Annotated in this window: 18 protein-coding genes; 4 read left to right on the plus strand and 14 right to left on the minus strand. The window is 73.0% G+C overall.

Annotated features, from left to right (window positions below):
* Nucleotides 1–494, minus strand: a 494-nt coding sequence (locus tag VGH76_RS03170) for a S1 RNA-binding domain-containing protein (protein WP_331555159.1), incomplete at its 3' end; no start/stop codon positions are given.
* A 288-nt stretch (nucleotides 495–782) separates the two neighbouring features.
* Between VGH76_RS03170 and VGH76_RS03175 the strand changes: the two genes are divergently transcribed.
* Both VGH76_RS03175 and VGH76_RS03180 read left to right on the plus strand, forming a co-directional pair.
* Complete coding sequence (locus VGH76_RS03175) at nucleotides 783–1,628, plus strand: class I SAM-dependent methyltransferase (RefSeq protein ID WP_331555160.1); 846 nt, start codon at nucleotides 783–785, stop codon at nucleotides 1,626–1,628.
* Entirely contained in the window at nucleotides 1,625–2,602 is a 978-nt protein-coding gene (locus VGH76_RS03180; RefSeq protein WP_331555161.1) for a GNAT family N-acetyltransferase, read from the plus strand. The genes VGH76_RS03175 and VGH76_RS03180 overlap by 4 nt, the downstream gene beginning before the upstream one ends.
* A gap of 23 nt (nucleotides 2,603–2,625) precedes the next feature.
* Here VGH76_RS03180 and VGH76_RS03185 read toward each other — a convergent pair whose 3' ends face one another.
* The 6 genes from VGH76_RS03185 to VGH76_RS03210 all read right to left on the minus strand — a co-directional run bounded on the left by VGH76_RS03185 (nucleotide 2,626) and on the right by VGH76_RS03210 (nucleotide 9,456).
* A complete protein-coding gene (locus tag VGH76_RS03185) occupies nucleotides 2,626–3,798 on the minus strand; it encodes a vWA domain-containing protein (RefSeq protein WP_331555162.1) in 1,173 nt (390 codons plus the stop codon).
* 2 nt (nucleotides 3,799–3,800) lie between these two features.
* Nucleotides 3,801–4,637: a MoxR family ATPase gene (locus VGH76_RS03190; RefSeq protein WP_331555210.1), complete on the minus strand. Its 837-nt coding sequence runs from the start codon at nucleotides 4,635–4,637 to the stop codon at nucleotides 3,801–3,803.
* A 44-nt stretch (nucleotides 4,638–4,681) separates the two neighbouring features.
* A complete protein-coding gene (locus VGH76_RS03195; RefSeq protein WP_331555163.1) occupies nucleotides 4,682–5,620 on the minus strand; it encodes an XdhC family protein in 939 nt (312 codons plus the stop codon).
* Nucleotides 5,617–7,983, minus strand: coding sequence for an aerobic carbon-monoxide dehydrogenase large subunit (locus tag VGH76_RS03200; RefSeq protein WP_331555211.1), 2,367 nt, complete (start codon nucleotides 7,981–7,983; stop codon nucleotides 5,617–5,619). Before VGH76_RS03200 ends, VGH76_RS03195 begins: the two co-directional genes overlap by 4 nt.
* A gap of 80 nt (nucleotides 7,984–8,063) precedes the next feature.
* Complete coding sequence (locus VGH76_RS03205; RefSeq protein WP_331555164.1) at nucleotides 8,064–8,579, minus strand: (2Fe-2S)-binding protein; 516 nt, start codon at nucleotides 8,577–8,579, stop codon at nucleotides 8,064–8,066.
* Between the two features lies 1 nt (nucleotide 8,580).
* Nucleotides 8,581–9,456, minus strand: coding sequence for a xanthine dehydrogenase family protein subunit M (locus tag VGH76_RS03210; RefSeq protein ID WP_331555165.1), 876 nt, complete (start codon nucleotides 9,454–9,456; stop codon nucleotides 8,581–8,583).
* Between the two features lie 124 nt (nucleotides 9,457–9,580).
* Between VGH76_RS03210 and VGH76_RS03215 the strand changes: the two genes are divergently transcribed.
* Entirely contained in the window at nucleotides 9,581–10,528 is a 948-nt protein-coding gene (locus VGH76_RS03215) for a LysR family transcriptional regulator (RefSeq protein WP_331555166.1), read from the plus strand.
* A 21-nt stretch (nucleotides 10,529–10,549) separates the two neighbouring features.
* Here VGH76_RS03215 and VGH76_RS03220 read toward each other — a convergent pair whose 3' ends face one another.
* Genes VGH76_RS03220 through polA form a run of 3 tightly spaced genes read right to left on the minus strand, consistent with a single transcriptional unit; the run spans nucleotide 10,550 to nucleotide 15,789 of the window.
* A complete protein-coding gene (locus tag VGH76_RS03220; RefSeq protein WP_331555167.1) occupies nucleotides 10,550–11,443 on the minus strand; it encodes an NAD(P)-dependent oxidoreductase in 894 nt (297 codons plus the stop codon).
* 10 nt (nucleotides 11,444–11,453) lie between these two features.
* A complete protein-coding gene (locus VGH76_RS03225) occupies nucleotides 11,454–12,995 on the minus strand; it encodes an NAD(P)/FAD-dependent oxidoreductase (protein ID WP_331555168.1) in 1,542 nt (513 codons plus the stop codon).
* 40 nt (nucleotides 12,996–13,035) lie between these two features.
* The gene (gene polA / locus VGH76_RS03230) at nucleotides 13,036–15,789 is read right to left on the minus strand and encodes a DNA polymerase I (RefSeq protein ID WP_331555212.1); all 2,754 of its coding nucleotides are present in this window, start codon (nucleotides 15,787–15,789) and stop codon (nucleotides 13,036–13,038) included.
* Nucleotides 15,790–15,854: 65 nt separating this feature from the next.
* On the opposite strand from polA, the gene VGH76_RS03235 reads away from it, so the two are divergent.
* Nucleotides 15,855–16,298 (plus strand): hotdog fold thioesterase, encoded by a 444-nt coding sequence (locus VGH76_RS03235; RefSeq protein ID WP_414637658.1) that lies wholly within the window; start codon nucleotides 15,855–15,857, stop codon nucleotides 16,296–16,298.
* Between the two features lie 330 nt (nucleotides 16,299–16,628).
* Here the strand turns inward: VGH76_RS03235 and VGH76_RS03240 are convergent, their stop codons facing one another.
* The 4 genes from VGH76_RS03240 to VGH76_RS03255 all read right to left on the minus strand — a co-directional run bounded on the left by VGH76_RS03240 (nucleotide 16,629) and on the right by VGH76_RS03255 (nucleotide 20,495).
* Nucleotides 16,629–17,348, minus strand: coding sequence for an ABC transporter ATP-binding protein (locus VGH76_RS03240; protein ID WP_331555170.1), 720 nt, complete (start codon nucleotides 17,346–17,348; stop codon nucleotides 16,629–16,631).
* Nucleotides 17,345–18,196: an ABC transporter ATP-binding protein gene (locus tag VGH76_RS03245; protein ID WP_331555213.1), complete on the minus strand. Its 852-nt coding sequence runs from the start codon at nucleotides 18,194–18,196 to the stop codon at nucleotides 17,345–17,347. Before VGH76_RS03245 ends, VGH76_RS03240 begins: the two co-directional genes overlap by 4 nt.
* A gap of 113 nt (nucleotides 18,197–18,309) precedes the next feature.
* Nucleotides 18,310–19,479, minus strand: a complete 1,170-nt coding sequence (locus VGH76_RS03250) for a branched-chain amino acid ABC transporter permease (protein WP_331555214.1) — start codon at nucleotides 19,477–19,479, stop codon at nucleotides 18,310–18,312.
* A 71-nt stretch (nucleotides 19,480–19,550) separates the two neighbouring features.
* Nucleotides 19,551–20,495, minus strand: coding sequence for a branched-chain amino acid ABC transporter permease (locus VGH76_RS03255; protein ID WP_331555215.1), 945 nt, complete (start codon nucleotides 20,493–20,495; stop codon nucleotides 19,551–19,553).
* Nucleotides 20,496–20,604: the final 109 nt, after the last annotated feature.

Raw genomic sequence — 20,604 nt, forward strand, 5'->3', positions numbered from 1 at the left:
TCGCGGACGCGGCGCATCTCGACCAGGGAGGCGGGGAGGAAGCCGCGGAGGCCGATGTCGAGGATGAGACCACCCTTGACGACCTCGATGACGGTGCCCTTGACCGGCTCGTCGTTGTCCTTGAGCTGCTCGATCGTGCCCCACGCGCGCTCGTACTGGGCGCGCTTCTTGGACAGGATCAGCCGGCCCTCCTTGTCCTCCTTCTGGAGGACGAGGGCTTCGACCTCGTCGCCGACGGCGACGACTTCGTGGGGGTCGACATCGTGCTTGATGGACAGCTCGCGCGAGGGGATGACGCCCTCGGTCTTGTAGCCGATGTCGAGGAGGACCTCGTCCCGGTCGACCTTGACGATGGTGCCTTCGACGATGTCGCCATCGTTGAAGTACTTGATCGTCTTGTCGATGGCGGCGAGGAAGTCCTCTTCCGACCCGATGTCGTTCACAGCCACCTGAGGGCTGGTCGTGTTCGGGGCGGTGTGGGTGTCGATGGACATACGGTGGACGGCTCCGGGAATGGGCAGGTCTCGGTCGGGTGGGCGCTCCCACGAGGGCGGACATCGTCCTGACGCTGATCGGCACCCGGGGGGACCGAGGGGATCGCTACCCAACCGGTGGAACCCGACAGTGCGGATCCGGACAGGGCGAGACCACTGACGTGGACCTCCATCGTATCCATCGCCGGAAGCCTCCGGCAAACGGGGCAGACCTCGCCGCTCCCCGGCGTGTCCCCGGCCGTGTCGGCGCCCGGTCGGGGCCCTCGTGGGGCGTGTCAGGATGCCCCCATGAGCGCCGGCTCCGCGACACCGCCGCCGGGGTCGGACGGCCGGGCGGGGGTCGTCTCGCGACCGGTCGGGCCGGCGGAGTCGGCGGTCGCGTCCCGCGGGTGGTGGGACGACGAGGCGGGCCGCTACCAGGCCGAGCACGGCGCGTTCCTCGGTGACGTCGACTTCGTGTGGTGTCCGGAGCGGCTGCGCGAGGCCGACGCGGCGCTGCTCGGGCCGCCCGCCGCGCTGGTCGGCGCGCGGGTGCTCGAGGTCGGCTGCGGCGCGGCGTCGTGCTCGCGCTGGCTGATCGACCGCGGCGCCGACGCGGTGGGCGTCGACCTCTCGGCCGGCATGCTTCGCGAGGCCCGCGCCGCGGACGTCCGCTCCGGCATCGCCGTCCCGCTCGTGCAGGCCGACGCCTCGCACCTGCCCTTCCCCGACGCGACCTTCGACCTCGCCTGCTCGGCCTTCGGCGCGGTGCCCTTCGTCGCGGACACCGCGGGGCTCATGGCCGAGGTCGCTCGGGTGCTGCGGCCGGGTGGGCGGTGGGTGTTCGCGGTGAACCACCCGCTGCGCTGGATCTTCCCGGACGACCCCGGCGAGGACGGCCTGTGCGTCACGCAGTCCTACTTCGACCGGACCCCCTACGCCGAGGCCGACGACGACGGCCGCGTGATCTACGTCGAGCACCACCGCACGCTGGGCGACCGGATCGCGGACGTCGTCGGGGCCGGGCTGGTGCTCGAGGGCCTCGTCGAACCGGAGTGGCCGCCGGACCTCGAGGAGGTCTGGGGCCAGTGGTCGCCGCTGCGGGGCGCGCTCTTCCCCGGGACCGCGATCTTCCGCTGCCGGCGCCCGCGGTGACCGGCGGGCCGCGGGCCGCGCTCCCGGACTCCCCCGCGCAGGTCCTCGCCGACCTGCTCGAGGTCCAGCGTCGTCGCTTCGCGGCCCTCGACCCGCGGTTGCCGCAGCCCGCCGCTCCCCCGCCGGGCGACGTCCTCGTCGTCGGGACCCCGCCGCACCGGGTGGCCGGCGTCGTCACCCACCACGTGTGGCCCGCGGGCAGCGGGCCGCTGCTCTGGTCAGCCGCCCAGGTGAGCGAACTGCACCCGGTGATCGGCGGCGCCGGGCACGCGCCGCTGCACGCGCTGGTCGACGCGTGGCGCGGGCACGTGCTGCCGGCGGTGCTGCGCGACGAGGACTCGGCGGCGGTCGTGACGTGGCCCAGCCGCGACGTCGTCGCCACCCGGGTCCTGCTCGACCACGGGCTGGTGCCGCTCGCCGTGCTGGCGGTGCGCGCGCCCGGGCCGGTCCGGGTCCCGGCCCCCGACCCGGCGCTGGTGCTGCGGCGTGCCGAGCCGTCCGACCTCGACGCCTGCGTGCGGCTCGCACTCGAGGAGCTCGCGTACTCCAGCCAGGTCGGCGGATCGCTCGTGCGGTCCGACGCCGAGGCGGTCAAGCGCACCACGATCCGCGACCGGCTCGGCCGCGGGGAGCCGACGTGGCTGGCCGAGCGGGACGGGGCGGTCGTCGGGATGATCGAGTGCGGCCACGCGGACGCCGCGCCGGGCGCCTGGCTGGCGAACCTGCTCCCGGCCGGGCGGTGGGGATACGTCAACTGCGCGTCGGTGACGGCGGCCGAGCGCGGCAGCGGGGTGGGTGCGCAGCTCGCGGCCACCGCGATCACCGCGCTCGAGGCCGGGGGCGGCACCCCGGTGCGGGGCACCTACCTCTACTACAACCCGCCCAACCCGCTGTCCTCGGTGTTCTGGCCGCGCGCCGGCTACGCCCCGCTGTGGACGCTGTGGGAGGTCCGGCCCGCCGGCGGGCTCCGGTAGCCGGGCCGGTCGGGCTTCTGGTGCTACGCCGGCTGGGCGAGGGCCTCGAGCAGCGGGTCGAGCGCATCGAGGCTGTGGGCGCTCACGACCGCGTCGCAGTACGGCCAGGCCGCGGCCATCCCCCCGGCGAGGGGGCGGTAGCGCGGGCTCGCCGTGCGGGGGTTGGCCCACACCACGCGGTGGGCGATCCGGGAGAGCCGCGCCATGGCGGTCGCGAGGCGGTCCGGGTCACCGGTGTCCCACCCGTCGGAGATCACGAGGACCACCGCGCCCCGGGCCATCCCGCGCCGGCCGTGCTCCTCGGTGAACTCGGCGATCGCGTCCCCGATGCGAGTGCCGCCCGCCCAGTCGGCGCAGCGGTGCACAGCCTGGTCGATGGCGACCTGCGGCTGGTGGCGGGCCATCGCGGACGTCAGCCTCGTCAGGCCGGTCGCGAACCCGAAGACTTCGGCGCGGGCACCGCCCGCCGCGCACCAGAGCAGCTGGAGCAGGGCGCGGGCGTAGGGCTCCATGGACCCGGAGACGTCGCAGAGCACGACCAGGCGGCGCGGCCGGGTCCGCCGGGCGCGTCGGACGATGCGGACGGGGTGCCCCCCGGTGGCCCGCGCGGCGCGCAGCGTGGCCCGCAGGTCCGCGCGGTCGCCGTGGGGCGAGAGCCGGAACCGGCGGGTGCGACGCTGCGGGGTCGCCACCCGCAGGCGCCGCATCGCGTCCGCGAGGGCGAGCAGCTCCGCCGGGGAGAGTGAGGCGAAGTCGCGGTCGTGGCGCGGCTCCCGGGGCTCCGCGGCACTCGCGATCGCGGCGACGGGGACCTCGCGGGGGGACCCGCCACCGTCGGCGCCCTCGTCGGTCCGCACGGACACGCCGCCCGGCGCGGCTGGCGTGGTGGTCGGCTGGGCGTCGGCGGTGAGGGGCGGCGCGGACGGGTCGCCCCGCTGCTCGACGGGGTCGGACACCCCGGAGAACGTCGCGGCGAACACGGCGTCGAAGGTGCCGATCTGGGCGGGATCCGAGACCAGGGTCGCCAGTCCCACCCGGCGCAGCGCCGCCTGGCTGCCGGGTCGGATCAGCAGGATCGCCCGGGCGAAGCGCCCGGCCCGCTCCGGGGTGACCGGCAGCCCGGCGCGGTGCAGCGCCGCCGCGAAGCCGGCCGCGAGGGTCGCGACGTCGGGTCCGGCGCTGCTGACGGCGGGCACGCTCAGCCCCCGCCGACGACTGTGCCGAGGCCCGCGCGGGCGAGCTGCTGGTCCTCGTCGTACTTCAGGACCGCCCCGAGGGTCCGCTCGGCCGCGGCGGTTCCGAGGACGTCGACGCCGAGCGCGACCAGCGCACCCGTCCAGTGGATCGCCTCGGCGACGCCGGGCGGCTTGATCAACTCGAGACCGCGCAGGCGGGACACCGCGTGGGCCACCTGGTCGGCGAGGACGTCCCCGGCCTGCGGAACCCGGCGCCGGATGATCGCCTCCACCCGGGCAGCGTCGGGGTAGCGGATCCAGGCGTAGAGGCAGCGTCGTTTCAGGGCGTCGTGCAGGTCCCGGGTGCGGTTCGAGGTGAGCACCGTGATCGGAGGGACGAGCGCCCGCCGCGTTCCCAGTTCGGGGATGGTCACGGCGGCCTCGGCGAGGACCTCGAACAGGTACGCCTCGAACTCGTCGTCGGCGCGGTCGATCTCGTCGACCAGCAGCACCGCCGGACGGGGGCCCGGGTGGTGCACGGCGGCGAGCAGCGGTCGCTCGAGCAGGTAGTCGTCGGTGAACAGGTCCGCGTCGCGCAAGGTCTCGCCGCGGCTCTCCGCGAGCCGGATCGCCAGCAGCTGGCGGGGGTAGTTCCACTCGTAGATCGCCTCGGACGCGGTGAGCCCCTCGTAGCACTGCAGGCGGAGCAACGGGGTGTCGAGCGCGGCGGCGAGCGTCACGGCGGCCTGCGTCTTCCCGACGCCGGGCTCTCCCTCGAGCAGGATGGGCTGACGCATCGCGGTCGCCAGGAACAGGGCGGTCGCGAGGGACTCGTCGGCCAGGTAGCCCCGGGTCGACATGGCGTTCTGCAACCCGGCGACGTCGGGGAATTCCGCAGGGCCCGTCACCGGGGCCCGTCCTGGTGGAGGAACGCCTGCCGACACCCGAGCCCGCAGAACCAGTGCGTGCTCCCGTCCACGACCGCCGAGGGGCTGGCCGGGACGCAGGCCACGGTCATGCCGCAAACCGGGTCGACGGCGTGCGCGGCGGGCTCCTCGGGCTCCGCGCCGAGCGCCGTGGAGACCGGCCACACGCGGTGGGCTCGCGTCGCCACGATCTCGGCGTAGATCGAGAGCGCCACCTCGGGCGGCGTGCGCGCCCCGATGTCGAGTCCGGCCGGGGTGTGCACCCGGACCCTGGCCTCCGGGTCCAGGGCGCCGAGCACCGCGGTTCCCCGGCGCCGGCTCGCGACGAGCGCGACGTAGGGCACCCCGGCGCGCAGGGCCCGCGTCAGGACCGGCTCCTCCTGCCGTCCGTGCGAGGCCACGACCACGGCGGCCGCGTCCGGCGGGACCAGCCCGTCGTCGACGGGGTCGAGGCCGTCCGCGGTGCGGACGTCGTAGTCGAGGGCGGCCCCGACGGTGACGAGGGAGTGCGCGACCGGCCCGTCGCCGAGTACGACGACGACCGTGGGCGGGACCATCGCCTCGAGGAAGATCTCCAGGGTGCCCCCGGAGAGGCAGGGGTTGTCGACCGTGACGACGCCGTCGACGGGCGGCGGTGGGTCCACGGGACCGTCCTCGACGGTCGGCGTGATCCGCAGCAGCGTCGACGTCCCGTCGCGCAGCAGGCGCAGTCCCTCCAGTCGGACGGTGGACTCGGCACAGGCCCCGCCGACGAAGCCCTCGACCGTGCCGTCGGGCAGGACGACGGCACGGTCGCCGGGCCGGGCGCTGGTGGGTCGCTCGGCCCGGACGACCGTGGCGAGCACGAACGGGGTCCGGTCGCTGCGCAGGTGGTCGACCCGCGTGAGCAGGTCGTTCGGGTTCCCGGTCGTGCTCATGTGATCCCGAGGTCGGGGCGCAGCGGGTGGCCCTGCGCGGCGCACCAGACGGCGGCCGGGGTGAGCGGCATGTCGGCGTGGCGGACGTCGTACGGGGCGAGCGCGTCGATCACCGCGTTCACGACGGCGGGCGGCGAGCCGACGGTGGCCGACTCCCCCACCCCCTTGGCGCCGATGGGGTGGTGCGGGGAGGGGGTGACGGTCTCCCCGAGCTCCCAGGACGGGCACTCCAGGGACGTGGGCAGCAGGTAGTCCATCATCGAGCCCCCGAGGCAGTTCCCGTCGAGGTCGAAGGCGATGCACTGCATCAGGGCCATCCCGACGCCGTCGGCGAGCCCGCCGTGCACCTGCCCCTCGACGATCATCGGGTTGATCCGCACCCCGCAGTCGTCGACCGCGACGAACCGTCGGACGTCGACCGCACCGGTGCCCGGATCGACGTCGACGACGCAGATGTAGGCCCCGCAGGGATAGGTCAGGTTGGGCGGGTTGTAGACGCAGGTGGCGTCGAGCTGGCCCTCGACGCCCTCGGGCAGCTCCAGGTTGGAGTGCGCGGCCATCGCGATGTCGGCCATCGAGCGGGACGCGTCCGGGTCGCCGGCTACCTGCCAGCGGCCGTCGTCCCACTCGAGGTCGTCGGTCGAGACCTCCATCATCGCCGCGGCGACGATCTTCGCCCGCTCGCGGACCTTCCGGGCGACCACCGCCGTCGCGGCGCCGGAGACCGGGGTGGACCGGGACCCGTAGGTACCGAGCCCGAACGGGGTCTGGTCGGTGTCGCCGTGGACCACGTCGATGTCGTCCGGTGAGATCCCCAGCTCCTGGGCGACGATCTGCGCGAACGTCGTCTCGTGGCCCTGCCCCTGGCTCTGGCAGGAGACCCGCAGGACCGCCTTGCCGGTGGGGTGGATCCGCAGCTCGGCGCCGTCGGCCATGCCCAGCCCGAGGATGTCCATGGTCCGGCGCGGACCGGCCCCGACCGCCTCGGTGAAGAAGCTGAGCCCGATCCCCATGAGCGCGACCGGCTCCCCGGCGTCGAACCGGCGTCGCCGGTCGGCCTGCTCGGCCCGCAGCTCGTCGTAGCCCGCCTTGTCCAGAGCGACCCGGAAGGTGTGCGGGTAGTCGCCCGAGTCGTACTCCCAGCCGGTCTTCGACTGGTACGGGAACTGCTCGGGCCGCAGGAGGTTGCGCATCCGCAGCTCGGCGGGATCCATCGCGAGGTCGTGGGCGACGACGTCGACCATGCGCTCGATGAGGTACACGGCCTCGGTGATGCGGAACGAGCAGGCGTAGGCCACGCCCCCGGGAGCCTTGTTGGTGTACACGCCGGTGACCGCGCAGTGGGCGGCCTCGAGGTCGTAGGAGCCGGTGAACACGCCGAAGAAGCCGGCCGGGAACGCGGTGGGCTGGGCGGTGGCATCGAAGGCGCCGTGGTCGGCGAGCACGTGGACCCGTACGCCGCGGATGCGACCCTCGCGGGTCACGGCGACCTCGCCCCGCATGTGGTAATCGCGGGCGAAGGAGGTGCTCATGAGGTTCTCCGAGCGGTCCTCCATCCACTTGACCGGCTTCCCGGTGACGATGGAGGCGACCACCGCGCAGACGTAGCCGGGGTAGATGCCGACCTTGTTGCCGAAGCCGCCGCCGATGTCCGGCGAGATGATGCGGATCTTGTGTTCCGGCAGGCCCGCGACGAGCGCGTACAGCGTGCGGTGGGCGTGCGGCGCCTGCGTCGTGGTCCAGAGGGTGAGCTTGCCGGTGACGGGGTCCATGTCGGCGATGGCGCCGCAGGTCTCCAGCGGTGCCGGGTGGACCCGCGGGTAGATCATGTCCTGCACCACGACCAGCTGGTCCTCGGCCGCCTCGGCCTCGGCGAACACCTCGTCGGTGGCGGTCCGGTCGCCGGACTCCCAGTCGAAGATGTGGTTGTCGGTCTTCCCGTCCTTGTCGTCGCGGATCACCGGGGTCCCCGGCTCGAGGGCGCGCTTCGCGTCGACGACGGGTTCCAGGGCGTCGTACTCGACGTCGATGAGGGCGAGGGCGTCGCGGGCGGCGTAGCGGTCGTCGGCCACGACGAACGCGACCTCCTGCCCCTGGAAGCGCACCTTGTCCGTGGCCAGCACCGCCTGGGTGTCCTGCGACAGGGTCGGCATCCACGCCAGGCCGAGTCCCGCGAGGGTCTGGCCGGTGATGACGGCGTGGACCTTCGGGTGCGCCTCCGCGGCGCTGGTGTCGAGGCGCACGATGCGGGCGTGGGCCAGCGGGCTGCGCAGGACGGCGCCGTGGAGCATCCCCGGGAGCACCACGTCGTCGACGTACTGACCATGGCCCCGGATGAAGCGGGTGTCCTCCTTGCGCTTCATCGCCCCGTAGCCGCGCGGCGTCTCCTCGGCGGCGTGGATCTGGACCGAGAGGTCCTGGACGCCCTTCTCACCGATGGCGGTCATGCCATCGCCTCCGAGGTGTCGGTGTCGGCGGAGCCCCGGACGGCGGCTTCCTTCGCCGCCGCCCACTGCACCGAGCGGACGATGTTCTCGTAGCCGGTGCACCGGCAGATCTGGCCGGAGATCGCCTCGCGGATCGTCTCGGCCGAGGGGGCGGGGTCGCGGTCGAGCAGCGCGCGGCTGGTCAGCATCATCCCGGGCGTGCAGAACCCGCACTGCAGGCCGTGGCAGACCATGAACCCCTCCTGCACGGGGTCGAGCTCCGCCTCGGACCGGCCGTGGGCCAGGCCCTCGACGGTGCTGACCTCGGCCCCGTCGGCCATGACCGCCAGCACCGTGCAGGACTTCACCGGCACCCCGTCGAGCCGGACCACGCACGCGCCGCAGTTGGAGGTGTCGCACCCCCAGTGCGTGCCGGTCAGGCGCAGTTCGTCGCGCAGGAAGTGGGTCAGCAGCAGGCGCGGTTCGACGTCGCGGACGTAGGACTCGCCGTTCACGCTCACGGTGATCTGCACGTCAGGCCTCTTCCCCTCGGCTACGGCGCGCTGCGCGGCGCAGCACCCGGGTGGTGAGCTCGCCCGCGAGGTGGCGCTTGTAGTCCACCGGTCCGCGCTGGTCCGCGCTGGGCGAGCAGTGCGCCGAGGCGATCCGCCCGGCCTCGACGAACGCCGCGTCGCTCGCGGGTCCGCCACGCAGGTGCTCCTCCGCCTCCGGCGCGACGAAGTGCGGCGCGCCGACCGCCGAGAGCCCGATGCCGACCTCGGCGACGGTCTCCCCCTCGAGGCGGAGCATCGCGCCCGCCGAGGCGACCGCCCAGTCCCCGGCGCGGCGTTCGAGCTTCGCGTAGGCGCTGCCGGATCCCGCCCGGATCGGGACGCGGACCGCGACGAGGATCTCCTCATGGGCGGCCGCGGTCTCGTAGGGACCCCGGTGGAACTCCCGCACCGGCACCTCCCGCTCGCCGTCCGCGCCCCGGATGACCGCCGTCGCCCGCATCGCCGAGAAGGCCGCGGAGAGGTCCTCCGAGGGGTCGGCCTGGCAGAGCGAGCCGCCGACGGTGCCGCGGTTGCGCACGATCGGGTCCGCGATCAGCCGCTCGGCGTCGGTGAAGATCGGGAAGTGCTCGGCGATCACCGGGGAGGACAGCAGGGCGCTGTGGCGGACCATCGCGCCGATCCGGACGTGGTCGGACTCCACGGCGACGACGGCCAGCTCGTCGAGCCCGTTGATGTCGATCAGCGTCTCCGGCTCGGCCAGCCGCAGCTTCATCATCGGCAGCAGGCTGTGCCCGCCCGCGACGAGGAACGACTCGGGTCCATGCCTGGTCAGCAGGGCGATCGCGTCGTCGACGCTGGTGGCCTTGTGGTACTCGAACTGGGCGGGAACCTGCATCCGGTCCTCCGAGCTGTGGTGGAGGCCACAGCGTCGGTGATCGCAGGTGCCGGGGGAAGTTCGACCTAAGCGATCGGTTAAGAGGTCCCTGGTGTGAGCCAGTTCGCACGCCCATGCTGGCGAGGTGACCTTGACCCAGTTGAGCGCGTTCGTGGCGGTCGCGCGGCTCGGCTCGGTGAAGGCCGCGGCGGGCGCGCTCGGGGTCAGCGAGCCCGCCGTGTCCCAGGCGCTGGCGGCTCTGCGCCAGCACCTCGGTGACCCGCTGCTCGCCCGTGAGCACGGCCGGATGGAGCTCACCGAGGGGGGCCAGCGGCTCCTCGGGGTCGCGACGCAGATGGTGGCGCTGGGCGCCGAGGCGGAGGCCAGCGTCCGCTCCGCGCAGGGTGCTGCCGACCGGTTGCGCGTGGTCTCCACCAGCACCGTCGCCGAGTTCGCCGCCGGCCCCGTCACCGATGCGTTCGATCGGCGGTCCGCGGGCGCCGTCGAGACCAGCTGGGGAGTGGCGGCGGGGTCGGAGATGCCCGTGCTGGTGGCCCAGCGCCTCGCCGACGTCGCCCTCGGCCCGCGACTCGACGGTGATCCGACCCTCGGGCTGTCCAGCGAGCCGGTGCTGCGGGCCCAGCTCGTCGTCGCGGCCTCCCCGACCCGGCGCCCCCGCGGCCTGCCCCGGACCTGGACCTGGTTGCTCGGCCCGCGCGGCGCCGAGCCCGACAGCGAGGTCGCCGCGCTGCTGCGCCGGCTCGCCGTGCCCGACTCGCAGGTCCAGGTGTTCGGCACCCAGACGACCGCGTGGGAGGCGGCCGCCGCCGGGGCCGGGGTCGCTCCCGGGACCAGGCACCTGCTGTCCCCGCAGCTGCGGCGCGGCGAGCTGGAGCTCGTGGCCGTCCCGACGACCCCGGTACCGATCCGCTGGTACGCCACGACCCTGCGACCCGATCACCGACGGCTCGTCGCGGCCACCTTCCACCGGTTCCTCGGCACCCCCGAGGCCCTGGCGATCCTGCGGTCCCCGACGGGCGGGGTGCCGCCCTCGCGCTTCCGCCCGCCCGTCTACGTCACGATCTGGAACTGACCGAGCGCCAGGGCGTGGGCGTCAGCCGCCGCCCGGGTGCGGGCGCAGTCCCGACGGCGAGGCGAGCCCGGCGGGCACGTCCTCGGGGCGCCGCGACCCCCACTCCGAGGTCGCCAGGTGGCGGTAGACCTCCGCCATCGCGGTGAAGAGGTCGGGGGTCAGTCCGGCGCCGGACTGGGTCGCCGCGATCTCCTCCATCTCCTCGACGAAGCGCCAGGCCTTGGTCGCCGCGGCGGCGGCGTGGCGGACGTCGTCGTGGGCGAAGTCGAGCCGGAGATCCGCGAGCACCGTGTCGAGGACGCCGTGGTGCTCGGCGGTCAGCAGGGCATGCGCCAGCAGCGCCTGGTGGCCCTTGCGCACGGACGCGGTACACATCTTCGCGGCGCTGGCGGCACCGAGGTCGCCCGCGAGACCGACCCAGCGCACCCCCGGGACGTCCAGCGCGGCGACCTCGCCCGACCGCGGCCCGGCCAGGAAGATCCTCGTGGGGTGCTCGGCGTCGGGGCGGGGCGGCGGCCCGGAGATCGCGGCGTCGACGACGGCGAGGTCGGCGCCGCGGACGGTCGCGGCGACCTCGACGACCGTCGCCGGCGAGACCGCGTTGGCCTCGAGCAGCAGCGGACGGGCCCCGGTCCGGCGGGCGCTCGCGGCGATCTCGTCGGCGGTGGCCCGCGCCTGCCCGGGTGGGACGACGCTGATCACCACCGACGCCTCGCCGACGACCGCGTCGGTGGACCCGGCGTCCGCGATCCCGGCGTCGGCGAGGCGGGCGGCCGTGGACGCGCTGCGCCCGGCCGCCGTCATGAGGACCCGGTGGCCGCCCACGGCGAGGCAGCGTCCGAGCGCGACCCCCATCGCACCGGGGGCGACGACGCCGACCGCGGCCCGACCACCGGCCCCGCCGCCGCTGCTCACCGGGCGGTGCTCACGCGCGGACCCGGGCGCGGACGGGCTCGAAGCGCATGCCCTCGTCCACCTTGGCGCGGCGCAGCGCGACGGCGTCGATCGCGTAGTTCATCGCCAGGGTCCACGGCGCGCGGTCGCCCCCCTTGGGCAGCTCGTGGATCGAGCGCTGGACGTACCCGGCGTCGAAGTCGAGCAGTGGGCGCTCCCCCACGGCGGGGTCGCGCTGCGGGACGGCGACACCCTTCCCGTGGGCCTCCATCCACCCGAGCAGGCGGCAGAAGTACTCGGCGACCAGGTCGACCTTGAGCGTCCAGGAGGCGTTGGTGTACCCGATCATGAAGACCAGGTTCGGCACACCGGAGAGCATCATCCCGCGGTAGGCCATGGTGTCGGGCAGGTGCACGGGCTCGCCGTCGACCTCGAGGTCAGCCCCGCCGAACATCTGCAGGTTGAGCCCGGTCGCGGTGATGACGATGTCCGCCTCGAGCTCCTGGCCGGACGCGAGCTTGATCCCGGTCTCGGTGAAGGTCTCGATCTTGTCGGTGACGATGTCGGCGTCGCCACGGCGGATGGCCTTGAACAGGTCGCCGTCGGGGACCATGCACATGCGCTGATCCCACGGGTCGTACGGCGGGTTGAAGTGGGTGTCGACCTCGTAGCCCTCGGGCAGCTGGGCCACCGCGCCCTTGCGCAGCAGGCCCTTCACGAACTTCGGGAACCGCTGCGAGACCTGGTAGAGCGTGATCAGCTGCGCGATGTTCTTCGCCCGCACGATCGGGTCGGCGATGCGGGCCGGCACCCAGCGGCTCAGGAACTCCGCCACCGGGTCGGTGCGGCCGATGGAGAGGACGTAGCTCGGGGTGCGCTGGAGCTGGGTGACGTGCGCGGCCCGGCCCGAGCCCTCGGTCCCGGAATCTGAGGTGAGAGCGGGGACGAGGGTGACCGCGGTGGCGCCGGAGCCGATGACGACCACCCGCTTGCCCGCGTATTCCAGCTCCGGGTCCCAGTGCTGCGGGTGGACGACGGTGCCGCCGTAGTTCCCGATCCCCGGCAGCTCCGGCGTGTAGCCCTGGTCGTAGCGGTAGTAGCCCGAGCACCACAGCAGGAACGAGCAGGTCAGGTGCTGCTCGCCCGCCGCGGTGGTCAGCGTCAGCGTCCAGCGCTGGTCCTCGCTCGACCAGGCGGCGTGGGTGACCCGGGTGCCGTAGCGGATGTGCTCGTCGACGCCGTACTCCTGCGCGGTGTCGCGGACGTACTCCAGGATCGACGGGCCGTCGGCCAGCGCCACGGTGTCCGGCCACGGACGGAACCTGAACCCGAGGGTGTGCATGTCCGAGTCCGAGCGGATGCCCGGGTAGCGGAACAGGCTCCACGTGCCGCCGAGGTCGTCGCGGGCCTCGAGGAGCGCGTAGGAGTGACCCGGCTGCTCACGCTCGAGGTGGCAGGCCGTGCCGATGCCGGACAGCCCGGCGCCGACGATGACGACGTCGAGGTGCTCCGGCTCGCCGCCGCCGTGGCCCGTCCCGGTGGCCTCGGCGGGCACACCTACATCGGTACTCATACGTACCAGCCTACCTCCCGGTACCGGGACGTACCAGAGTTCAGTGCGCGGCCCGGTCCCAGGAGGAGCCGTAGCCGACGGAGACCTCCAACGGGACATCGAGCTCGAAGGCCGCCCCCATCTCGCGGCGCACCAGCTCGGTCGCCTGCTCCCGCTCCCCCGGCGCCAGCTCGAGGACCAGTTCGTCGTGCACCTGCAGCAGCATCCGGCTGCGCAGGCCCTCCTCGCGCAGCGCGGCGTGCACCCCGAGCATCGCGACCTTCACGATGTCGGCAGCGCTGCCCTGGATCGGGGCGTTGAGCGCCATCCGCTCCGCCATCTCGCGGCGCTGCCGGTTGTCGCTGGTGAGGTCGGGCAGGTAGCGGCGGCGTCCGAGGATCGAGCTGGTGTAGCCGTCCTTGCGGGCCTGGTCGACAACCTGGTGCAGGTAGTCCCGCACCCCGCCGAACCGCGCGAAGTACTCCTCCATGAGCTCCTTGGCCTCCTCGGTGGAGGTGCGCAGCTGCGCGGAGAGCCCGTAGGCCGACAGCCCGTAGGCCAGGCCGTAGTTCATCGCCTTGATCTTGGCCCGCTGCCCCTGGCTGACCTGGTCCTCCGCGACGCCGAACACCTTGGCGGCCGTCACGGAGTGGAAGTCCTCGCCGGACTTGAACGACGCGATCAGCTCGGCGTCCACCGACAGGTGCGCCATGATCCGCATCTCGATCTGGGAGTAGTCCGCGGTCATCAGCTCGGCGTACGGCCCGTCGACCGAGTCCGCCCCGACGACGAACGTGTCCCGGATGCGCCGGCCCGCCTCGGTGCGGACCGGGAGGTTCTGCAGGTTCGGCTCGGTCGACGACAGCCGACCGGTGCGGGCGATCGTCTGGTTGAACGTGGTGTGGATGCGCCCGTCGTCGCTGACGCTGTCGAGCAGCCCCTTGACCGTGACCCGCAGCCGGGTGGCGTCGCGGTGCTCGAGCAGGTGCCCGAGGAACGGGTGCGGATTGGACTCGTTCAGCGTCTGCAGGGCGTCCGCGTCGGTGGTGTAGCCGGTCTTCGTCCGCTTGGTCTTCGGCATCTGCAGCTCGTCGAAGAGCACCACCTGCAGCTGCTTCGGCGACCCGAGGTTGATCTCCTTGCCGATGACGTCGTACGCGGACTGCGCCGCCGAGGACACCCGCGCGCCGAACTCCGACTCGAGCTCGTGCAGCGCGCTGATGTCCACCGCGACGCCCGCCGCCTCGAGGTCGGCCAGCACCCGCAGCAGCGGCAGCTCGAGGTCGGTGAGCAGCGCGGTGCCACCCCGCTCGGCGAGGTCGGCGTCCAGCGCGTCGGCGAGGTCGGCCACCGCCCGGGCGCGCAGCATCTCGGTCTGCGCCGCCGTCTCGTCGGCCTCCTCCTCGCCGCCGTCGAGGGTGAGCTGCTCCCCGCCGGCCGCGTCGGCCTCCTCGGCGCGCAGCTCGCGGCGCAGGTAGCGCAGCACGAGATCGGCCAGGTCGAAGCTGCGCTCCCCCGGGCGGGCCAGGTAGGCCGCGAGCGCGGTGTCGCTGGTGACGCCCTCGAGCTGCCAGCCGCGCGCCCGCACCGCGTGGCTCGGCCCCTTCACCTCGTGGCCGGCCTTCGGCACCTCGGGGTCGGCCAGCCAGGCCGCGAGCGCCGTCTCGTCCTCCGGGCTGCACGTGCGCACGTCGACCGACGCCGCCTCGCCGTCGGCGGCCGCGAGCGCCACGCCGTGCAGGTCCCCCGTGCCCTGGCCCCAGGTGCCGCGGAAGGAGATCCCGACGCGGCCGCCGTCACGGGCGTGCTCGTCGAGCCACGCGGCGACCGAACCCGGCTCGAGCACCACCCCGTGCAGCTCGAAGCCCTCCTCGGCCTCGGGCTCGGCGGCGGTGAGCGTGGAGAAGAGGCGCTCGCGCAGCACCCGGAACTCGAGCTCGTCGAACAGCTGGTGCACCGCGTCGCGGTCCCAGGAGCGGACCTCGAGCTCGGCCGGCGTCACCTCCAGTTCGACGTCGCGGACCAGCTCGGTGAGCTGACGGTTGAGGACGACCGAGGACAGGTGCTCGCGCAGCGCGTCCCCGGCCTTGCCACGGACCTCGTCGACCCGCTCGACCAGAGCGTCGAGCGACCCGAACTCGCGGATCCACTTCTGCGCGGTCTTCTCCCCGACCCCGGGGATGCTCGGCAGGTTGTCGCTCGGGTCGCCCCGCAGCGCCGCGAAGTCCGGGTACTGCTCGGGGGTGAGGGTGTAGCGCTCCTCGACCGCCTCGGGGGTGTAGCGCACCAGGTCCGAGACGCCCTTGCGCGGGTAGAGCACGGTGACCTGGTCGGTGACGAGCTGGAAGGCGTCCCGGTCCCCGGTGCAGATCGAGACCTGCATGCCCTCCGCGGTCGCCTGCGTGGTGAGCGTGGCGATGACGTCGTCCGCTTCGAACCCCTCGCGCGTGACCACCGGTATGTTCAGCGTCGCGAGGATGTCCTTGATCAGCGCGATCTGGCCGTGGAAGGCGTCCGGGGTCGCGCTCCGGTTGGCCTTGTACGCCGCGTAGGTCTCCGAGCGGAAGCTCTGCCGGGACACGTCGAAGGCGACGCAGAGGTGCGTGGGGGCCTCGTCGCGCAGCAGGTTGATCAGCATCGACGTGAAGCCGTAGACGGCGTTGGTGGTCTGGCCCGACGTCGTCGTGAAGTTCTCGGTGGGCAGTGCGAAGAAGGCCCGATAGGCCAGCGAGTGCCCGTCGAGCAGCAGCAGGCGCGCACCCCCCGCTTCCTCGCCTGGCGCCCCCGCTGTCTTCGTCTTCTCCTGCGTCGCCACCACGGACCCGAGTCTGCCAGGGGGGTCCGACAGTCACCCCGGCGCTTCCGGTGCGGTCGCCTAGCATGATCGCCGTGGCAGAACAGGCACCCGAGCAGACCGCCGACCCCGAGCTCCAGGTGGCCTACCCCGACGAGCAGCTGGCCGTCCGGATGGGCATCGAGATCACCGAGTGGGTCCCGGAGCGTCTCGTCGCGACGATGCCGGTGGCCGGGAACCGCCAGCCGTTCGGGCTCCTGCACGGCGGGGCGAACGGGGTGCTCGCCGAGACGCTCGGCTCCACCGGCGCGTACCTCAACCGCCAGGGCGACCTGCGCCCCGTCGGCCTCGAGCTCTCCTGCACCCACCACCGCTCGGCGACGTCGGGCCAGGTCACCGCGGTGTGCACGCCGCTGTCGGTCGGCCGCACCGTCGGGACCTTCGAGATCGTCATCTCCGACGACGACGGGCGCCGCGTCTGCACCGCGAAGCTCACCTGCCTCTACCGGGCGAGCACGCCGCCGACGTAGGCGTCGAGTGGACCCCCAGGACAGCGGCTCGTCCGGTGGCAGCCCGATCTGGCGCCTTCCGGCTGACGGAGCCGCACCGCGACGAGTGAGCGGCGCCGTCCTGGCGTCACATGGCAGGAACGTGCCGTTGCTTCCGTCGGGGGCGGCCGCGGCGCGACGAGTGAGCGGCGCCGTCCTGGCGTCACATCGCAGGAACGTGCCGTTGCTTCCGTCGGGGGGCGGCCGCACCGCGACGAGTGAGCGGCGCCGTCCTGGCGTTCGACGCCAGGAACGTGCCGTTGCGGCCACGGGGCCGCAGCCCCGAGAGCCCACCCGACGCCGGCCCCGCCGCTACGAGACGCCCAGGTACGCGTCCTGGATCGACGGGTCGGCGAGCAGTTCCGAGCCCGGGCCGGAGCGGGTGACCTCCCCGGTCTCGAGCACGTAGGCCTGGTGGGCCAGCCCGAGCGCCTGGGTGGCGTTCTGCTCGACCAGCAGGACCGTCACGCCCTCCGCGTTGATCTCCTCGATCACCCGGAAGATCTGCGTGATGAACTGCGGCGCGAGCCCCATCGAGGGCTCGTCGAGCAGCAGGAGCCGGGGCCGGGCCATGAGGGCCCGCCCGATCGCGAGCATCTGCTGCTCGCCGCCGCTCAACGTCCCCCCGACCTGGTGGCGCCGCTCGGCCAGGCGCGGGAACAGCGTGAACGCCCGCTCCAGGTCCGCGGCGAACTCCGGCGAGCGCCGGTCGGAGCGCACGAACCCGCCCATGTCCAGGTTCTCCAGCACCGACATGCCGGGGAAGATCCCCCGCCCCTCGGGCACCTGGCAGATCCCGCGGCGGACCCGCAGGTCGGCCCGGATCCTCGTCAGGTCCTCGCCGTCGTAGGTCATCCGACCAGACTGGAGGGCGAGCAGGCCGGAGATCGTCTTCATCGTCGTCGTCTTGCCGGCGCCGTTCGCCCCGATGAGGGAGACGATCTGGCCCTCCTGCACCGAGAGCGAGATGCCCCGCAGCGCCTGGATCCGGCCGTAGGCGACGTGCACGCCGTCGAGCTCGAGCAGGCTCATTCCTCCACCGCCCCTCCGAGGTAGGCGGCCACGACGGCGGGGTCGCGCCGCACCGTCTCCGGCGGAGCGTCCGCGATCTTGCGGCCGAAGTCCAGCACGACGAGGCGGTCGGTCACGCCGAGCACCACCCGCATGTCGTGCTCGACGAGCACCACCGTGAACCCGTCGTCGCGGATCTTGAGGATCAGCTCCGACAGCGCGTCCTTCTCCACGGCCGAGAAGCCGGCCGCCGGCTCGTCGAGACAAAGCAGCTTGGGCTCCGTCGCGAGCGCCCGGGCGATCTCGAGCCGGCGCTGGTCGCCGTAGGGCAGCGCCGTCGCCTTGTCCGCGGCCCGGTGCGCGATCCCGACGAACTCGAGCAACGCCATCGCCCTGTCGGTGGCCTCGCGCTCCTCGCGACGGTGGCGCGGCAGGCGCAGCAGTGCACCCGGCACCGACGTCTTGTGCCGCGCATCGGCGCCGACCACGACGTTCTCCAGCGCGGTCATGGCACCGAAGAGCCGGATGTTCTGGAACGTCCGGGCGACGCCGGTGCGGATGATCCGGTAGCGCTTCATGCGCGAGAGCGAGACGCCCTCGAGGCGCACGTCGCCCTCCGTTGGTCGGTACACGCCGGTGACGATGTTGAAGCAGGTCGTCTTCCCGGCCCCGTTCGGGCCGATCAGGCCCAGGATCTCGCCGCGGCGGACGTCGAAGGACACGTCGTCGAGCGCCGTCAGCCCCCCGAACCGCACCGTGAGGTGGTCGACCGCGAGGAGCGTCTCCCCCGTCGAGACCTCGAACTCGCGGTCCGGGGCGACCGACTCCTCGACGGCCGCCTCGTGCGCGGCGCGCTCGGCCGCGTCCATGTGCTCGAGGGACTCCAGGAGCCCCTCGGCTGTCGCCTGGGTCGAGCTCCGCTGCGCTCCGTCTCCCGACACCTGGGTCGAGCTCCGCTGCGCTCCGTCTCCCGAAGGCCCGCTCATTCGCCACCCTCCCGCGGAGAGGTTCCGGCGTGGTCGTCGGGCGTCGTCTCGGACGGGTCGCCACGGCCCCGCGACGAGGCCGTGAGCCCCGTCGGCGCGACGCCGGTGCCGGCCCCGAAGAGCTTCTGGTACGCCTGCCGACCGTAGGTGAGCAGGTGCTGGCGCATCCCAAGGAGCCCCTGCGGCCGGAAGATCATCAGGACGATGAGCGCGAGCCCGAAGACCAGGAAGCGGTACTCCGGCTCGAACTGGAAGCGGTCGGGGATGTAGGAGACGAGGAAGGCCCCGACGATCACACCGACCTTGTTCCCCTGCCCGCCGAGCACGACCGCGGCGAGGTAGAGGATCGAGGTGGTGACGTCGAAACGCTGGTTGTTGACGAAGCCGACCTGCGAGGCGAACAGCGTCCCCGACAGCCCGCCGACCGCGGCGCCGATCGCGAACGCCCAGATCTTGAAGCGGTACGTCGGGACGCCGGTGAGCTCGGCGGCGTCCTCGTCCTCGCGCACCGCGATCCAGGCGCGGCCGACCCGCGAGCGCTCCAGGTTCCCCATGAACAGCAGCACGATGATGATGATCGTGACGGCCAGCCAGTAGAAGCCCTGCGCGTCGTTCTGGGTGAACAGCGGCTCGCCGTCGGGATAGGTCCCGCCGGGCCGGACGATGTTCTGGAAGCCCCGGTTGCCGCGCAACGGGTCGATGTTGTCGGCGAGCAGCCGCACGAGCTCACCGAACCCCAGCGTGACGATCGCGAGGTAGTCCCCGCGCAGGCGCAGCGTCGGCGTCCCGAGGATGACCCCGGAGATCATCGTGATCACCATGGCGATCGGGACGATCACGAGCCACGGGAAGCGGACGCCCAGTTCGGAGTCCGGGGAGGAGAGCACCGCGGCGGTGTAGGCCCCGATCGCGAAGAAGCCGACGTAGCCGAGGTCGAGCAGGCCGGCCTGCCCGATGACGACGTTCAGCCCGATCGCGATCAGCGCGAACACCGCGGCGTTGAACAGCGCGATGGAGAAGTCCGTCGCTGGTTCCGTGGTGAGGATCGGCGGGTTGATGACCGGCAGGAAGTAGATCAGCACGACGACCGGCACCAGCAGGCCCCACTGCTGCGGCCTGCTGCGCGCGTTCCACCAGCGCGAGGCCTCCGCCCAGCGCTCCCGCATCGTCGGGCCGGAGGATCCCGACGGCGGGTCGGGTCGGCTCGCGGTCTCGGCCGTGGTCACGTCCGTCCCGCTCATACCCGTGCCTTCCCCAGCGACTCGCCGAGGATGCCCGTGGGCCGGAACATGAGGACGGCGACGAGCAGCACGAACGCCACGACGTCGCGCCAGTCCCCGCCGAACAGGGACTGCCCGTAGTTCTCGACGATCCCGAGGATCAGCCCGCCGAGCAGCGCCCCGCGCAGGTTGCCGATGCCGCCGAGCACCGCCGCGGCGAACGCCTTGATCCCGAGCAGGAAGCCGCCGTTGAAGACCGCGCCCTGCGGGATCGTCATGAGGTAGAACAGCGCGGCCGCCCCGGCGAGCAGGCCGCCGAGCAGGAACGTGATCACGATGACGCGCTCGCGGTTGACGCCCATGAGCGTCGCCGTGGCGGGGTCCTGGGCCACCGCCCGCACGCCGCGACCGAGGCGGGTCCGGTTCACGAAGCTGTCGGCGGCGAAGAACATCGCGATCGAGGCCACGATGATGATGATCTGCAGGTTGGTCACCGGTGCGCCGAACACCCGGAAGATCGGGTCGGGCTGCAGCAGGCGGATGGTGCCCTCCGGGTTGGAGCCGAGGAAGATGCGGAAGACCTGCTGGATGACGAACGAGGCGCCGATCGCGGTGATGAGGAAGGCCAGCCGCGGGGCGTTGCGCCGGCGCAGCGGCCGGTAGGCCACCCGTTCCAGCAGCACCGCCGCGATCCCGGCGAGGATCATGCCGACGGCGCCCGCGAGCACGAGGTCGACGACGATCCCGACGATCGGCACGTTGGGCGCCGCCCCCGGCTCGAAGCCCAGGGCCAGGAAGGTGAAGTACACGCCGAACACCCCGATCACGAAGATCTCGGAGTGCGCGAAGTTGATGAGCTGCAGCACTCCATAGACCAGGGTGTAGCCGAGGGCGACCAGGGCGTAGATGCTCCCGTACGAGAGCCCGTTGATCGTGTTCGCCCAGAACCGGTCGAGGAACAACCCGACGTCGAAGTTGATCCACGGCCCGGACCCCTGCGCGATCAGGTCCGTGACGGCGGTGAGGGTGTGGATGACGCTCTCCTGACCAGACACCGGCATCCGGGCGGTG

It is taken from the genome of Actinomycetospora sp., from assembly GCF_036497585.1.
GTDB lineage: Bacteria > Actinomycetota > Actinomycetes > Mycobacteriales > Pseudonocardiaceae > Actinomycetospora.

Excerpts from the sequence above, each read along its gene's own strand:
- VGH76_RS03210 (WP_331555165.1), bottom strand. The coding sequence starts at position 9,456 with ATGCAGGTTCCCGCCCAGTTCGAGTACCACAAGGCCACCAGCGTCGAC.
- VGH76_RS03190 (WP_331555210.1), bottom strand. The coding sequence starts at position 4,637 with ATGTCGACCCGGGGCTACCTGGCCGACGAGTCCCTCGCGACCGCCCTG.
- VGH76_RS03175 (WP_331555160.1), top strand. The coding sequence starts at position 783 with ATGAGCGCCGGCTCCGCGACACCGCCGCCGGGGTCGGACGGCCGGGCG.
- VGH76_RS03200 (WP_331555211.1), bottom strand. The coding sequence starts at position 7,983 with ATGAAGCGCAAGGAGGACACCCGCTTCATCCGGGGCCATGGTCAGTAC.
- VGH76_RS03250 (WP_331555214.1), bottom strand. The coding sequence starts at position 19,479 with ATGCGGGAGCGCTGGGCGGAGGCCTCGCGCTGGTGGAACGCGCGCAGC.
- VGH76_RS03245 (WP_331555213.1), bottom strand. The coding sequence starts at position 18,196 with ATGGACGCGGCCGAGCGCGCCGCGCACGAGGCGGCCGTCGAGGAGTCG.
- VGH76_RS03240 (WP_331555170.1), bottom strand. The coding sequence starts at position 17,348 with ATGAGCCTGCTCGAGCTCGACGGCGTGCACGTCGCCTACGGCCGGATC.
- VGH76_RS03195 (WP_331555163.1), bottom strand. The coding sequence starts at position 5,620 with ATGAGCACGACCGGGAACCCGAACGACCTGCTCACGCGGGTCGACCAC.
- VGH76_RS03225 (WP_331555168.1), bottom strand. The coding sequence starts at position 12,995 with ATGAGTACCGATGTAGGTGTGCCCGCCGAGGCCACCGGGACGGGCCAC.
- VGH76_RS03235 (WP_414637658.1), top strand. The coding sequence starts at position 15,855 with ATGATCGCCGTGGCAGAACAGGCACCCGAGCAGACCGCCGACCCCGAG.